Raw genomic sequence first — 14,439 nt, 5'->3', positions numbered from 1 at the left:
TACAATGAAAAGTAAACGAGTGATCGCCATTCTTATGGCCTGCTGTCCAGCGCTTGCCATGGCACACAACATTACCCAAGGTCAGCAAGTTGCTGATGTTTCAGTGGAAAAATATGGTGAAATCATCCTACAAGATGATAAAACGGCCTTTCAAACTTGGGATACCAGCCAACTGCTAGGCAAAGTGCGCGTCATTCAAGCCATTGCTGGTCGCAGCAGTGCTAAAGCGTTAAATGCACCATTGATGGCTGCCATTACGGCCGCACAATTTCCCGCAGAAGGTTATCAAACCACCTCGATCATCAACCAAGATGATGCGATTTGGGGCACAGGATCGTTTGTCAAATCTTCCGCTCAAGACAGCAAGAAAGAGTTTCCGTGGTCTTCCATGGTGCTAGATGCAGCGGGAAATGTAGCCAAAGCGTGGGATTTAAAAGAGGAATCATCAGCGATCATCGTTCAAGACAAGCAAGGTAAGGTACTGTTTGTTAAGGAAGGTGCATTGAGTGATGAGGAAATTCAAACGGTTTTAGGCTTGATCAAACAGAATTTATAATAACCTTAGGTGGCCGATAACACGGCTGCCTTTGCTAAACATATCGTGGTGAAAGGTGCTTTTATAAAAATAAGAGTACGCTTTATTCTCACAATATTGTTATATTATAACAATTATCATTTTACTACTGTATTGGTTTGATGTTTACCCGTCTACATTGCCCCCATTACCGAGCTCAAAGCATTGCATTATGTGCCATGCTGCTGATGCTATGGTTGAATGTCGCTTATGTAGATCATCACCTCGATACTAATCCTGCGCATCACGCGCAGCATCATTGCCAACTTTTTTCTGGCTTTCAAAATGGTCTAAGCAGTGCGCTGCCTATCCTTCCTGTCATTAGTGGCAGCGAAATTCGATCATCAGTAGAGAAAACTCAGCGTCGCCCGTCAGTTCATTACGCTTATCTTGCTCGCTCGCCTCCTCACTTTTAGACGTCTTATCTAGTTATTTATGATTTGTTACCCAAAGCCAACGCGCTAAGGGCTATTTTGATGTTTAAAAGGAATCACCCAATGTTTATCCAACGTAAACTCGCTCTCTCTATCGGCCTAATTTTAAGCATGCCAGCACTGGCAAATGAAGAGTTTCGCCAACATGAGGCTCATGTACATGGCCACGTCGAGTTCAATATTGCTCAAGATGGGCAAGATTTACTGATTGAAATCACCGCCCCCGGCGCTGATGTAGTCGGCTTTGAACATGCACCACAAAATGATGAACAACAACAGCGCTTAAATAAAGTCCTTGAGCAGTTCAGCCACGCCGATGGCATTTTCCAACTGCCCGCTCCGGCCAAGTGTCATTTAGAAGAAAGTCGTATCGCGCATACGTTAAATGGTGAGCACCACGACCACGACCACGACCACGACCACGACCACGACCACGACCACGACCACGACCACGACCACGACCACGACCATCATGAAAAACATAATGATAAACATCAAGATAAAGATGCTCAACACGCACACCATGACCATAAAAAAGATGTGCATGATGAAGGCGAGCACAGTGGTCACGGTGAATTCACGGTTCAGTACCAATATCACTGCGATAACATGCCGCAATTGCAGTACCTCGACACGCAATGGTTTAACTTGTTCCCAAATACCCAAACTATCTCTGCCAATGTACTGACAGACAAAGCACAATCTGCCTCTGAGTTGAAAACAAACAGCACTCGCATTACGTTTTAAGGCGTATAAGCAACAACCTAGAGTAAGCACATACTTACTCTAGGTTCACTGTCGTTAAAGGAATTCACAATGAGTGATTTGCATATTCTATCGCTGACGTCTGTCATTGAATTGAAAGAGGTCGAATTTCGTTGGCCGAATAGCTCACAACCAGCCTTATCTATCCAAGATCTTTGTGTAAAACGTGGAGAGCACCTTTTTATTAAAGGGCCAAGTGGTTGTGGCAAATCGACCTTGCTGAGCTTACTGACCGGGATCAACCAAGCACAACGAGGGGAGGTCTCTATTTTAGGCACCAACCTGTCGACGCTAACTTCTCGTCAGCGGGATCGTTTTCGAGCCGATCACATTGGCTACATTTTTCAACAATTTAATTTATTGCCTTATCTCTCAGTGATTGAAAACGTTACGCTACCTTGCCACTTTTCCAGCACTCGCCAGCAGAATGTGGCAGGCGATCTGATTGAGAAAGCACAGCAGCTACTCACTCGATTACATCTTGCACCAGAACTATTGGCCAAACCGGTTATCGAACTGAGTATTGGCCAGCAGCAGCGTGTCGCGGCGGCGAGAGCACTGATTGGCGAACCCAAGCTGATCATCGCCGATGAGCCAACCTCGGCGCTGGATCACGACAATCGACTCGCGTTTATCGAACTGCTATTGGAAGAGACGAATCGGGCAGGTTCAACACTGGTGTTTGTGAGCCACGATCCCACCTTAGAAGCTTTATTTGACCGCGCAGTTTATCTCCCTCAATTGAATCAGGCAGGAGTGACAGCATGAATGTAATTACCAATCTGGCGTGGAAAAGCGTACTTAACCGCAAAACCACAGCGCTACTCTCCATTCTGACGGTTGCCATTTCAGTCATTCTGTTAATGGGGGTTGAACGCATTCGAACTCAAGCCAAAGAGAGCTTCGCCAACACCATTTCAGGGACGGATCTAATCGTCGGCGGCCGCTCTGGACAAGTCAACTTGCTGCTCTATTCGGTATTTAGAATTGGTAATGCCACCAATAATATCGACTGGAAAAGCTACCAAGCCTTCAGTGAGCATCGCAGCGTCAAGTGGGCGATCCCCATTTCCTTGGGTGACTCACACCAAGGGTTTCGCGTTATGGGCACCAATCACCATTATTTCGAGCATTTCAAATATGGAAGTAAGCAACCACTCACCTTCTCTCAAGGCACTGATTTTCATGGTTTATTTGAAACGGTATTGGGTTCAGATGTCGCCGAAACCTTAGGTTACCATATTGGCAGTGACATCATTATTGCGCATGGGATCAGCGATGTGGGTTTTAGCCGCCACGACAACCTCCCCTTTAAAGTGGTGGGCATTTTAGCGCCAACGGGAACGCCCGTAGACAAAACGGTGCATGTCTCATTAGAAGCGATTGAAGCCATTCACGTGGGTTGGGAATCGGGTGCGCATTTAGGCAATTCACCATCCAAAGAGCAGCTTGAACAACACAACTTCCAACCCAAGCAGATCACCGCCATGTTGATCGGTTTAAAATCGAGAATTCAAACCTTTGCACTGCAACGTGAAATCAATAACTATCGCCAAGAACCCTTGAGCGCCATTATGCCCGGCGTCGCTCTGCAAGAACTGTGGGGTATGATGTCGATAGCAGAACAAGCTTTAATGGCGGTGTCGGTATTTGTGGTGGCAGCCGGGTTACTTGGTATGCTCAGCAGCTTACTGACAAGCTTGCAGGAAAGACGCCGTGAAATGGCGATTCTGCGCGCCATGGGCGCACAACCTAAACATATTTTTGCTCTGCTTATCAGCGAAGCGACGACGCTGACCTTTATTGGCATCTGCGTTGGATTAGCGGGGTTATATTCACTGCTCGCACTGGCGCAACCTTTTATTGCGCAGCATTATGGAATTCAAATCACACTCAGCACCTTAAGCAGCTATGAGTGGCAATTATTAGCTTATGTACAACTGGCTGGCATTATTATTGGTGTTATCCCAGCTCTACGCGCCTATAGACAATCACTTAGCGATGGAATGACCATTCGAATTTAGGACTTAACGATGAAAAAACTACTGCTTATCAGCACGCTGCTGCTATCAGGCTTGTTACCGATGTACGCACAGAGTAATGAACAAGTACTGACGCTCGATTGGATCGATCTGATCCCCGAGAACGAACGTAACCAATTCAACGCCGATGGCATGCCAGCATTGAACCATGATGGCGAAATGACGGCTGCACAATCAAAAATCGGCGGAGTTAGAAAAGAGCTCAATGGCAGCGTGGTCAAAATACCCGGCTTTGTGATCCCACTGGAAGGTGACGCCAACAACGTTACTGAGTTTCTACTGGTGCCCTACTTTGGCGCATGCATTCACGTGCCGCCACCGCCACCAAACCAAATTATTTATGTGAAATATCCGCAAGGTGCTCCAATCCAGCAGCTCTGGGATGTAATTTATCTGATTGGGACACTGAAAACCGAAAGTGTTAGCCACGATCTGGCCGAAACAGCGTATGTGATCGAAGGCACTGCGATCGAAGAATACGACGACATGTAGTTAACAAAATAGCAACCTATTGATTCATCTAAACTAAACGATATATTTAGATAAATACGCTAGCAAAGCGACATATATCAACAATAGTAAAGTAATCGATAGGTGCTTTTTCAGTCTATTTTCTTTCCAACACTGCATAAGCGCCCCACAAATTCCGATAACAATTTTAACAAGTTATTATCATTAGGGATAGCGCAAATTTATGATCTAGAACGAATGTTTTTCCTAGATGGAAAATGCGTTACACGTTACATTTTAATCCATGAATGAAATGGGTGATTGAAGCGGACATAAAATGGCAGATACCAACAACCCTGTAGTGATTGAACATCAAGCCAACTCAGGTCAAAGCCACGAAAAAAAATCGAGCTACATCAAAGACAGTGGTAGTCGCATTTTGAATATTGCTCAATATCACGGCTTAGATGCGCTGCTACAAACGGATCCGCCAGAAAAAACCTCGCTTGATCGCGCCTTATTTAGAGAACAGCAACGTAAAGAGCAGCGACAAAAAAACCTAGAGCAGATCGTCAAACTGGCGCATATCTCTTGTAAAAATGAGACCGCGGGAGAGCCTGATCAAGATTGGTTACACCGTTTTTTCGATATGGCGCAAGACATCCACAACTCTTCGATGCAGCGACTTTGGGCGCAAGTACTCAAACGCGAGGTGACCAACCCCGGTTCAACCTCAATGAAAGCACTGCAAGTATTACAAGACATGACACCAAAAGAGGCGCAGATACTCCAAAAAGCCTCAGCGTTAGCCTGCTGTTTTGGTAGCGATAATAGCCGCAAGCTGTTGGTCGGCATTCGTGCTACTAACGGCATTTTTAGTTTAGGAAAACGCATCAGCACATTTGTCATCAATATGGGTAGTTTCCAATTACCCTATTCGAGCCTGTTAGTACTGATCGAGCTTGGCTTACTGCACGCCACTGAACTGGAATCTGGAGAAATTGAACTTGAACCGGCACTGCTGTTGACCTATCAAGGCAAGAATCTGTCACTGCAATCGATGAGTAAAGGAGTCAGGCTGCTCTATTACCGTTTCAGTCCCACTGGCAATGAGCTGTGTAAGCTACTGGGTAATAAACCGAATATGCAGTACTACGATCAGATGTTGGCGGTGCTTAGCCAGAAATTCACTGTCCACACCGAAGTTGCCAGCAGCTCTTTTCATCACGCCGTCTAGCCTCAAAAATAAAGGGCTCAAGCTGATGAGCCCTCTTCTACATTAGGCGATAATCGCTCGCACTTGCAGCGCTGTTAGGCAAATTTCCACCAGCTCATCAATGCTTTTTTCGCCAGCCGCAAGATCGATCTCAGGGTTTTGCGGCGACTCATACTCAGAGTCAATGCCCGTAAAATTACTGATTTCACCAGCGCGCGCTTTTTTATACAGCCCCTTCGGGTCGCGCTGCTCGCACACGTCCAACTTGGTATTGACAAACACTTCGATGAATTCACCTTGTGGCAGCATATCGCGCACTAATTGACGCTCAGCGCGATGCGGTGAAATGAATGCTGATAACACGATTAACCCAGCATCGGCCATCAGCTTCGCGAGTTCACCAATACGGCGAATATTTTCTCGCCGATCTTGCTCTGAGAACCCAAGGTCGCTGCACAAGCCGTGGCGTACATTATCCCCATCGAGCAAATAGGTGTGATACCCGAGTTGAGCTAAACGCTGTTCCAACGCACCAGCAATGGTTGATTTTCCCGCCCCTGACAGCCCCGTAAACCACAATACTGCTGGCTGTTGTTGTTTTAAGTTGGCGCGGAACGACTTATTCACCGTATGCTGATGCCAGACAACATTTTCATCTTTATTGGCCAAATTCGTACTCATTACTCAATCCTTTGTTGTCTCAAACTAGCCAATAGAGGGACGCTGTAAGCGGCAATCCCTCCCACCGAATCACCACAGTTAAGCCTTGAGTAACTGACGAAGATCTTTGGCTTCCCAGTGTGGAAAGTGCTTGCGGATCAAGGCATTCAATTCAACTTCAAACGCAGAATGGGCACTTTGAGCATGAGCGATGTTTTGCAAACTATCTCGAACCAAGCCCGCCCCCACCGTCACATTCGTCAGGCGATCGATGATGATAAAACCACCAGTATTGGCACTGTCTAAGTATTTATCCAGCGCGATCGACTCTGTTAGCGACCATTCACACAAGCCAATGCCATTGAGCGGCAACTCTTCACTGTGATAAGTCGATAAATTATTAATATCGTACTGGTGACGCACTGCTTGCAACTGGCCGACGGTTTTCTTACCTGCAATTTTGATGTTGTATTCACGCCCGGCTTTGAGTGGTTGTTCTGTCATCCAGACCACATCGGCTAATAGATGGTTAGTTGATTCAACCTGCGCTCCTTGCAGCACAATAAGATCACCACGGCTGATGTCAATTTCATCGCTGAGCGTTAACGTCACCGCTTGGCCTGCTTGCGCTTGCGGCAAATCTCCATCGAAAGTAACAATACGTGCCACGGTGGATGTTTTTCCAGACGGAAGTGCAGTGATTGCATCTCCAACGCTGATGCTGCCCGCTGCAATCGTGCCAGCAAAACCGCGAAAATCGAGATTCGGTCGGTTCACATACTGCACTGGAAAACGAAACTCACCAGCTCCTTTTTGCTGATCTACGTCCACCGTTTCAAGCAGCTCCAGCAGTGATGGGCCTTGATACCAACGCATATGTTGACTTGCTTCGACCACGTTGTCCCCTTCCAGAGCAGAAAGCGGGATGATCTGAATATCAGTATCACCTTGCAGATGCTTTGAAAATTCCACGTAGTCTTGACGGATCTGCTCAAAACGATCTTGTGAGTAATCGACCAGATCCATCTTATTCACCGCCACCACAAAATGCTTCAAACCTAACAGATTGGCAATGAATGAGTGGCGACGCGTTTGATCCAAAATGCCTTTACGGGCATCGATCAAAATCACCGCGAGATCGCAAGTGGATGCGCCCGTCGCCATATTGCGCGTGTACTGCTCATGCCCCGGAGTATCGGCAATGATGAATTTGCGCTTTTGAGTAGAGAAATAGCGATACGCCACGTCAATGGTGATCCCTTGCTCACGTTCCGCTTGCAGGCCATCAACTAACAGAGCTAAATCGGGGCGCTCGCCCGTCGTGCCAACACGCTGGCTATCGGAATGGACGGCGGCCAGTTGATCTTCATAAATCTGTTTTGTGTCATGAAGCAAACGACCAATCAAGGTACTTTTTCCATCATCAACTGAGCCACAAGTCAGAAATCTCAGTAACGATTTGTGCTGGTGTTGCGTGAGATAAGCTTCAATACCGATCTCAGAAAGCTGAGCCTGAACTGCACTATTCATAATCTTTCCTTAGAGGCTTAGAAATAACCTTGGCGTTTTTTCAATTCCATCGATCCTGATTGATCGTGGTCGATCGCGCGGCCTTGTCGTTCACTGGAAGTGGCCACCAGCATCTCTTCAATGATGCCCGTTAGCGTACTGGCCTCTGATTCAATTGCGCCAGTAAGTGGATAACAACCTAACGTGCGAAAACGCACACTCTTGTGCTGAACTTCTTCTCCAGGTTGCAGCTTCATCCGCTCGTCATCGACCATGATCAGCATCCCATCGCGTTCGACAACTGGGCGAATGTCCGATAAATACAGCGGTACGATCTCGATGTTTTCCAAATAGATGTATTGCCAAATATCCAATTCAGTCCAGTTCGACAACGGGAAAACACGAATGCTCTCACCTTTATTGATTTGGCCGTTGTAGGTTTTCCATAGCTCCGGACGCTGGTTCTTCGGATCCCACGTGTGGTTCTTATCACGAAAAGAATAAACACGCTCTTTCGCGCGTGATTTCTCTTCATCACGACGCGCACCACCAAAAGCAGCATCAAAACCATATTGGTTCAACGCTTGTTTTAAACCTTGGGTTTTCATGATGTCGGTATGCTTTGAAGAACCATGCTCAAAAGGGCTGATCCCCATCGCGATCCCTTCTGGGTTTTTGTGTACCAAAAGCTCAAAACCATACTTGTGCGCCATACGATCACGAAATTCAATCATCTCGCGAAACTTCCAGTCAGTATCGACATGCAGCAAAGGAAACGGAATTTTCCCCGGATAAAAAGCCTTGCGCGCTAAATGCAGCATCACCGAAGAGTCTTTACCAATCGAATACATCATTACTGGGTTATCAAATTCAGCAGCCACTTCACGTAAAATATGAATACTTTCGGCTTCGAGCTGTTGTAAATGGGTTAAGCGTTGTTGATCCATCTGCATGCTTCCTTTTCGCTCGCATTGCGAGCCTTGTGCAATGAGAAATTGGTTTGAGTATTGAGTTGGAACTAACTGACTAGCCTTGCAATCAGGCGTAATTCACTTGGTTTTGCTGCGCGGGTTGTTCACCAAACCAATGCAGTTTTTCCGACAGCGCAACCACTTCGCCCACCACAATCAAGGCCGGAGCCTGTGCCTGCGCCGCCAGTTGTGATAAGTCACTGAGCTGCCCTTTGAAGACTTTTTGCGAACGCTGAGTACCGCGTTCAATAATCGCGATTGGTGTGTTGGCTTGGCGTCCATGTTCAATCAACTGCTGCTGGATATAACTCGACTTCATCAAGCCCATGTAAATGACTAAGGTTTGATTACCACGCGCCAGTGTTGACCAATCCATGTCATCGTTTTCCGCTTTAAGGTGACCGGTGACAAACAGAGCGGATTGCGCATAATCACGATGAGTCAGTGGAATTCCCGCATAGGCCGTTGCGCCTGCCGCCGCTGTAATACCGGGGATCACCTGAAATTTCACCCCCGCATCAAACAGCACTTCCAACTCTTCACCACCGCGGCCAAACATAAACGGATCACCGCCTTTAATACGCACGACTTTGTAACCTTGCTGCGCAAAATCGATCAGCAATTGATTGGTTTTTTCTTGAGGAACACTGTGGTGTCCAGCGCGCTTACCCACGCAGACTAAGATGGTATCGCTCGGCACCAGCGCCATAATTTCATCAGACACTAGGTAGTCGTACAACACCACGTCGGCTTGTTGTAGAAAGCTCAACGCTTTGAGCGTCAGCAGTTCTGGGTCGCCCGGCCCTGCACCAATCAAAGCCACTTCACCGCAGGTCAATTGGCTTTTGACGTACGATGGAGCGCTACTTGCCAAAGCATCATTGTTGACCGCAACTAAGCGCGGCCCTTTGATTGGCAACTGAGAAATGGTTTCCGTCGTACTCATTGTTGTTATCCATAACTTAATTCATGGATGCATTATGGCGGGCTCTTCATATTACCTGAAATTCTAAAATTTCATTTTTTATATCAAAAGCTGATAAGGGAATGGATAATTCCGAATAAGAAGTGACTATCTCTCTGATTAAAAGCCAATCAATGATGAGATCTTGTCGACAGAATGCCGGTGAGTTAACGCGTAACATCACAAATTGATATTCATTGAAATCATCGTTTCATAAGATTTTGTTACATTAGACGAGTTATTTGTTCCCTACCCCTAACTGGAGTACACAATGAAAGTGGCAGTGAAACCTCTCTCCATCGCGATTTTGAGCGGTATGTTAGCAATGGCTGGCCCAGCAATGGCGGACACCATTAAACTGCGTATCGTCGAAACGACCGATATTCACACCAATGTGATGGATTACGATTACTACAAAGACAAGCCATCGAACCAGATTGGTTTATCCCGTGCGGCGACGTTAGTGAAGCAAGCGCGCAGCGAAGTCGAAAACAGCATTTTGGTCGATAACGGTGATTTACTCCAAGGTAGCCCAATGGGCGACTATATGGCCGCCAAAGGCATCAAGGTTGGTGAGGTTCACCCAGTTTACAAAGCGATGAATCAGCTCGGCTACGATGTAGGTAACATTGGTAACCATTAATTTAACTACGGTTTGTCCTTTTTAAAGGAGAGTATTAACGACGCCGCATTCCCGTATGTCAATGCCAACGTCTATGACCAACAAACGGGCAAACACCTCTTCAATCCCTATCTCATTAAAACGCACACGTTCAAAGATACCGATGGCAAAGAGCACCAAATTAAAGTGGGTTACATTGGTTTTGTCCCACCACAAATCATGGTGTGGGATAAGAAAAACCTTGATGGCAAAGTGTTTGCCAAAGACATCAAACAAACAGCCGAGGAGCTGATCCCGCAGATGAAAAAAGAGGGTGCCGATGTGATCGTGGCAATCCCGCACTCTGGTGTCTCAGCTAACCCATATTCCGTTGGTGCAGAAAACTCGGTTTACTACCTCACCCAAGTAGAAGGCATTGACGCAATTGCTTTTGGTCACTCTCACGCGGTATTCCCTAGCCAAGATTTTGCCAAACTGCCAGGAGCAGATGTAACTAAAGGCACCATTAATGGCGTAACCGCTGTCATGCCGGGGCGCTGGGGTAGCCATGTTGGTGTGATGGATCTGACTTTGCAAAGCAAAGATGGCCAATGGTCAGTCGTGAATGGTCAATCCCAAGCTCGCCCAATCTTCGATAAAGCCAATAAGAAATCATTGGCAGCAGCCGATACAGGCATAGTGAAAGCCTTAGAGTCGGACCATAAAGGCACGCGAGATTTCGTGAATCAACCGATTGGCCAAGCGAATGATGTGATGTACAGCTTTTTAGCCTTGGTACAAGATGACCCAACCGTGCAAATCGTTAACCTTGCACAAAAAGATTATGTGGAACGCTTTATTCAAGGCGACCCTGATCTTGATGGTTTGCCGGTGTTATCCGCCGCGGCACCTTTTAAAGTCGGTGGCCGTAAAGATGATCCTGCCGGTTTCACCGAAGTCGAAGCTGGCCAACTGACATTTCGTAACGCAGCAGATCTCTATCTTTACCCTAATACATTAGTAGCGCTGAAAATGACGGGTAAAGAAGTGAAGGAATGGTTGGAATGCAGCGCGGGGCAGTTTAATCAGATTGATCCGCACAGCACTCAACCACAATCCTTGATCAATTGGGCTGATTTCCGCACGTATAACTTTGATGTGATGGATGGGGTGAATTATCAAATCGATGTGACTCAACCCGCCAAATACGATGGTGATTGTAAAGTGGCGCATAAAGATGCTGAGCGCATTGTAGGCTTAACTTATCAAGGTAAACCTATCGATGTAAAACAGACCTTTATTGTCGCCACCAATAACTACCGCGCTTATAGTAATAAATTTGCAGGCACGGGCGCACAATTTGTTGCCTTTGACTCACCCGACGAAAACCGCACGGCCGTTGCAAACTACATTTCGCGCGTGAGTAAAGAAAAAGGTCAAGTCACGCCAAGTGCTGATAACAACTGGTCGTTTGCTCCGATTAAAACTAATACCGCGTTAGATATTCGTTTTGAAACCTCTCCAAGCGAGAAAGCAGCACAGTTCATCAAAGAGAAAGGCCAATACCCAATGACTTTGGTGGAAAACGATGAGGTTGGTTTTGCGGTTTACAGGATTGACCTTACACAATAACTCCCCACTCAAATCGATTGAAAGAGGCCAATGAATTAAGGCGCTTTCACCCCACAAACGCAGCCTTTCGCTGCGTTTTTTATTTCCCGCTCGGCAACCCTAACTCTGATCTTGATGGTTCTTGGCTATCCACGCTTCATTTAAGGTTCGTTACAACCTCGGTTTAATTTTCAAACATTAGTTTGATTAAATTTAATTATAAAAAATCATCAAATATGCAATTTTTCTATTCTTTGGCAGGTCTTTGTCCTCGTAATGAGAATAAAAGCGCAATCAGCGCCTTATTCTATACTTGATCATAATTTGCTAAGGAGGAAGTGTGGCGCTTGCTATCGACATTCAAACCTTTCTAACAGCCGAAAGTCATTCACTGACTTTACTATTCATCGGCGTAATTTTGCTTTCCTATTTGTTAGAGGATGTCGCTATTGTCACCGCCGCCACACTGGCTTTGCAAAATCTCATGTCCCCCGGCTTGGCGTTGTTGGCTATTTTTGTCGGCATTGTTAGTGGCGATCTCGGTTTGTATTACTTAGGCCAAGTGGCACAACGCGTTCGTCCGCTTCGTTATCAAGCGCTGACCAATAAACATTTTCGAACCGTCCGTCGCAAACTGCACCATCATACTTTTTTAAATCTGTTTATTATTCGCTTTGTCCCCGGCCTAAGAACGGTGGGCTTTACTTTGAGCGGCTTTTTTTCTATTCCGTTGGCGCTATTTCTGTGCTCCGTACTGACGGCCACAGCACTGTGGACACTGATCGTTTTTTCAACGCTTTATTACCTAGGGAGTCAGGTTTGGCAGCAGTCCTCTCATTATCAATGGAGCATTATTCCTATCGCGGTTGGGCTATTAATGCTCACCAATCGTCTTCTCAACAAATCATTTTCTAAAGGATTGTCATGAACGCCAAATTAGAAATACCTTGCATTGCACATGGCAAAATCAACGCGGGTATGCCGCTTTTAGAGCAAGACACCAAACGCAGCATTTCTCCTTATGAATTTCTGCCCAGTTGGTTTTTCTACACTCCGGTGGTGATTCAAAGCCTGCTGCAAGGGCTGCGTTATGGCAACTGGGGCTTACCCTTAATTGCAAACCCCGGCATCAAGCTCAGCGGCATGGTTGGAGAGTCAAAACACGACATTCTTAATCTAGCCGGTGAATACGCTCAGCAGTGGATATCGCCCTTTATCACCCGAACGAAAAGCCATCAAACCGCTCAGCAGCAAACAGCACAGGCTCTGTCTGCAATGCAACAAGCATCGTTGGATTTCCCTCTTGTCGCTAAACCAGATTTAGGCTGCCGCGGCGTTGGCGTAAAACTGCTGCAAAATGAACAACAACTGAGTGACTACATCCAATCATTCCCGATTAACGCCCGTTTTTTACTGCAACAAAAAGCGCCGTATCAAGCTGAAGCTGGCGTGTTTTATGTGCGCTATCCCGGTGAAGCTCAAGGCAACATTATTTCCATCACGCTCAAGTACGCCCCGTTTGTCACTGGGGATGGCATTCACACTTTAAAGCAGTTAATTGAACGCTGCCCACGCGCAGGGCAACTCCCTCACCTCTATTTTCCTCGCCACCTTGAGAAGCTCGATCAGGTTCTTGAAGCAGGGCAGGAGTTTCAACTCGCCTTTGCGGGCAGCCATAGTCGCGGATCGATTTTCCGCAATGGTAACCGCTATATCACACTCGCTCTCACCAACAAGTTAGATGAGATTTTTAACAATGTTGACGGGTTTCACTATGGGCGGCTCGATATCAAGTTTGCCAATATTCACCAATTGATGGCTGGAGAACAGTTCACGATTTTGGAAATCAATGGCGCAAGCAGTGAAGCCGCTCATATTTGGGATAGAGAAACACCGCTGCGTGAGATCTTCTCAACCTTACTCAGACAGTACCGAATCTTATTCGACATTGGCGCGCAGCAGCGAAAGTTAGGCCATCAAACACCCAAAATGGCTGAACTGCTGAACGCTTGGCGCAAAGAAAAGGCCTTAACCGAACACTACCCAAGCACGGATTAACCTTATCCATAAGAACAATCATAGGGATAGAAATATGTTTGCAATCACCACAAGTTCACAACAAAGTGCACCACAGCCTAATCATGCCCCCGTGATCCAAGGCGGCATTGAAACACTGGAATAAGCGCACCAGTTTCTCGAACAGTTAGAAGATAGGCACTACACCCACTTAGCCACGCCAATTGTCGCCAGTTCAGTGGGGCAACATTTTCGTCATTGGTTGGATCTGTTTCATGCGCTGGCTAACTCAACTAGCACTATTGATTACAACCAACGCCGTCGGGGCCACCTCGTTGAGACGTCCCGCGCTGCGGCCTTGGCCGAAATTGAGTATTTAATTCAATGGTTAACGCAGTGCTCGGCCTCACTCCAAAAATCCGTTACGGTACTTGTTGAAACCTCATTGCAGGAAACGCAAGTGTGCTCTCTCTCATCAACATGGGAGCGAGAGTTAAGCTTCGCCACTTTGCATGCACAGCACCATTTTGCGATGGCTAAAGTGGTCGCTCATTTGCTGCATGTAGAAACCGATGCCGCTTTCGGCTTAGCGCCAGCCACGGCCTCCTTCATTCGGGGGCAATAAC

Annotated in this window: 13 protein-coding genes and 2 pseudogenes; 11 read left to right on the top strand and 4 right to left on the bottom strand. The window is 46.6% G+C overall.

What is annotated here, in order from left to right:
• Positions 1 to 4 precede the first annotated feature (4 nt).
• The 7 genes from N5E84_RS15235 to N5E84_RS15205 all read left to right on the top strand — a co-directional run bounded on the left by N5E84_RS15235 (position 5) and on the right by N5E84_RS15205 (position 5,502).
• Positions 5 to 556 (top strand): YtfJ family protein, encoded by a 552-nt coding sequence (locus tag N5E84_RS15235; RefSeq protein WP_029388292.1) that lies wholly within the window; start codon positions 5 to 7, stop codon positions 554 to 556.
• 140 nt (positions 557 to 696) lie between these two features.
• Positions 697 to 990: a DUF2607 family protein gene (locus tag N5E84_RS15230; protein WP_081317718.1), complete on the top strand. Its 294-nt coding sequence runs from the start codon at positions 697 to 699 to the stop codon at positions 988 to 990.
• 81 nt (positions 991 to 1,071) lie between these two features.
• Positions 1,072 to 1,755 carry a DUF2796 domain-containing protein gene (locus tag N5E84_RS15225; protein ID WP_069212111.1) on the top strand — a complete coding sequence of 228 codons (684 nt, stop codon included), beginning with the start codon at positions 1,072 to 1,074 and terminating at the stop codon, positions 1,753 to 1,755.
• A 69-nt stretch (positions 1,756 to 1,824) separates the two neighbouring features.
• Positions 1,825 to 2,541 carry an ABC transporter ATP-binding protein gene (locus N5E84_RS15220; RefSeq protein WP_019282536.1) on the top strand — a complete coding sequence of 239 codons (717 nt, stop codon included), beginning with the start codon at positions 1,825 to 1,827 and terminating at the stop codon, positions 2,539 to 2,541.
• The gene (locus N5E84_RS15215) at positions 2,538 to 3,797 is read left to right on the top strand and encodes an ABC transporter permease (RefSeq protein ID WP_019282537.1); all 1,260 of its coding nucleotides are present in this window, start codon (positions 2,538 to 2,540) and stop codon (positions 3,795 to 3,797) included. Before N5E84_RS15220 ends, N5E84_RS15215 begins: the two co-directional genes overlap by 4 nt.
• A gap of 9 nt (positions 3,798 to 3,806) precedes the next feature.
• On the top strand, positions 3,807 to 4,307 hold the full coding sequence (locus tag N5E84_RS15210) for a DUF3299 domain-containing protein (protein ID WP_013855946.1): 501 nt from the start codon (positions 3,807 to 3,809) through the stop codon (positions 4,305 to 4,307).
• A gap of 295 nt (positions 4,308 to 4,602) precedes the next feature.
• Positions 4,603 to 5,502 (top strand): TIGR03899 family protein, encoded by a 900-nt coding sequence (locus N5E84_RS15205; protein WP_013855945.1) that lies wholly within the window; start codon positions 4,603 to 4,605, stop codon positions 5,500 to 5,502.
• Positions 5,503 to 5,544: 42 nt separating this feature from the next.
• Here N5E84_RS15205 and cysC read toward each other — a convergent pair whose 3' ends face one another.
• The 4 genes from cysC to cobA form a co-directional block, all read right to left on the bottom strand.
• Positions 5,545 to 6,162: an adenylyl-sulfate kinase gene (gene cysC / locus N5E84_RS15200; protein WP_019282539.1), complete on the bottom strand. Its 618-nt coding sequence runs from the start codon at positions 6,160 to 6,162 to the stop codon at positions 5,545 to 5,547.
• A 78-nt stretch (positions 6,163 to 6,240) separates the two neighbouring features.
• Entirely contained in the window at positions 6,241 to 7,671 is a 1,431-nt protein-coding gene (gene cysN, locus N5E84_RS15195; RefSeq protein WP_017049184.1) for a sulfate adenylyltransferase subunit CysN, read from the bottom strand.
• 17 nt (positions 7,672 to 7,688) lie between these two features.
• Positions 7,689 to 8,597 carry a sulfate adenylyltransferase subunit CysD gene (gene cysD / locus N5E84_RS15190; protein WP_026027329.1) on the bottom strand — a complete coding sequence of 303 codons (909 nt, stop codon included), beginning with the start codon at positions 8,595 to 8,597 and terminating at the stop codon, positions 7,689 to 7,691.
• Positions 8,598 to 8,688: 91 nt separating this feature from the next.
• Positions 8,689 to 9,567: a uroporphyrinogen-III C-methyltransferase gene (cobA, locus tag N5E84_RS15185; protein WP_019282540.1), complete on the bottom strand. Its 879-nt coding sequence runs from the start codon at positions 9,565 to 9,567 to the stop codon at positions 8,689 to 8,691.
• A gap of 289 nt (positions 9,568 to 9,856) precedes the next feature.
• On the opposite strand from cobA, the pseudogene cpdB reads away from it, so the two are divergent.
• From cpdB to N5E84_RS15165, 4 genes and pseudogenes are all read left to right on the top strand, one after another.
• Positions 9,857 to 11,818, top strand: a pseudogene (gene cpdB, locus N5E84_RS15180) (2',3'-cyclic-nucleotide 2'-phosphodiesterase).
• Between the two features lie 319 nt (positions 11,819 to 12,137).
• A complete protein-coding gene (locus tag N5E84_RS15175; protein WP_019282541.1) occupies positions 12,138 to 12,725 on the top strand; it encodes a DedA family protein in 588 nt (195 codons plus the stop codon).
• Positions 12,722 to 13,855, top strand: a complete 1,134-nt coding sequence (locus N5E84_RS15170) for a hypothetical protein (RefSeq protein WP_019282542.1) — start codon at positions 12,722 to 12,724, stop codon at positions 13,853 to 13,855. The genes N5E84_RS15175 and N5E84_RS15170 overlap by 4 nt, the downstream gene beginning before the upstream one ends.
• Positions 13,856 to 13,889: 34 nt before the next feature.
• A pseudogene (locus tag N5E84_RS15165) lies at positions 13,890 to 14,438 on the top strand (hypothetical protein).
• The last annotated feature ends 1 nt before the right edge of the window (position 14,439 follow it).

It is taken from the genome of Vibrio sp. J502 (assembly GCF_025397955.1).
In the GTDB taxonomy this organism is placed as follows: Bacteria; Pseudomonadota; Gammaproteobacteria; order Enterobacterales; family Vibrionaceae; genus Vibrio; species Vibrio anguillarum.
The sequence above is the reverse complement of the archived record's forward strand: the minus strand, read 5'-3'. Positions and strand labels throughout refer to the sequence as shown.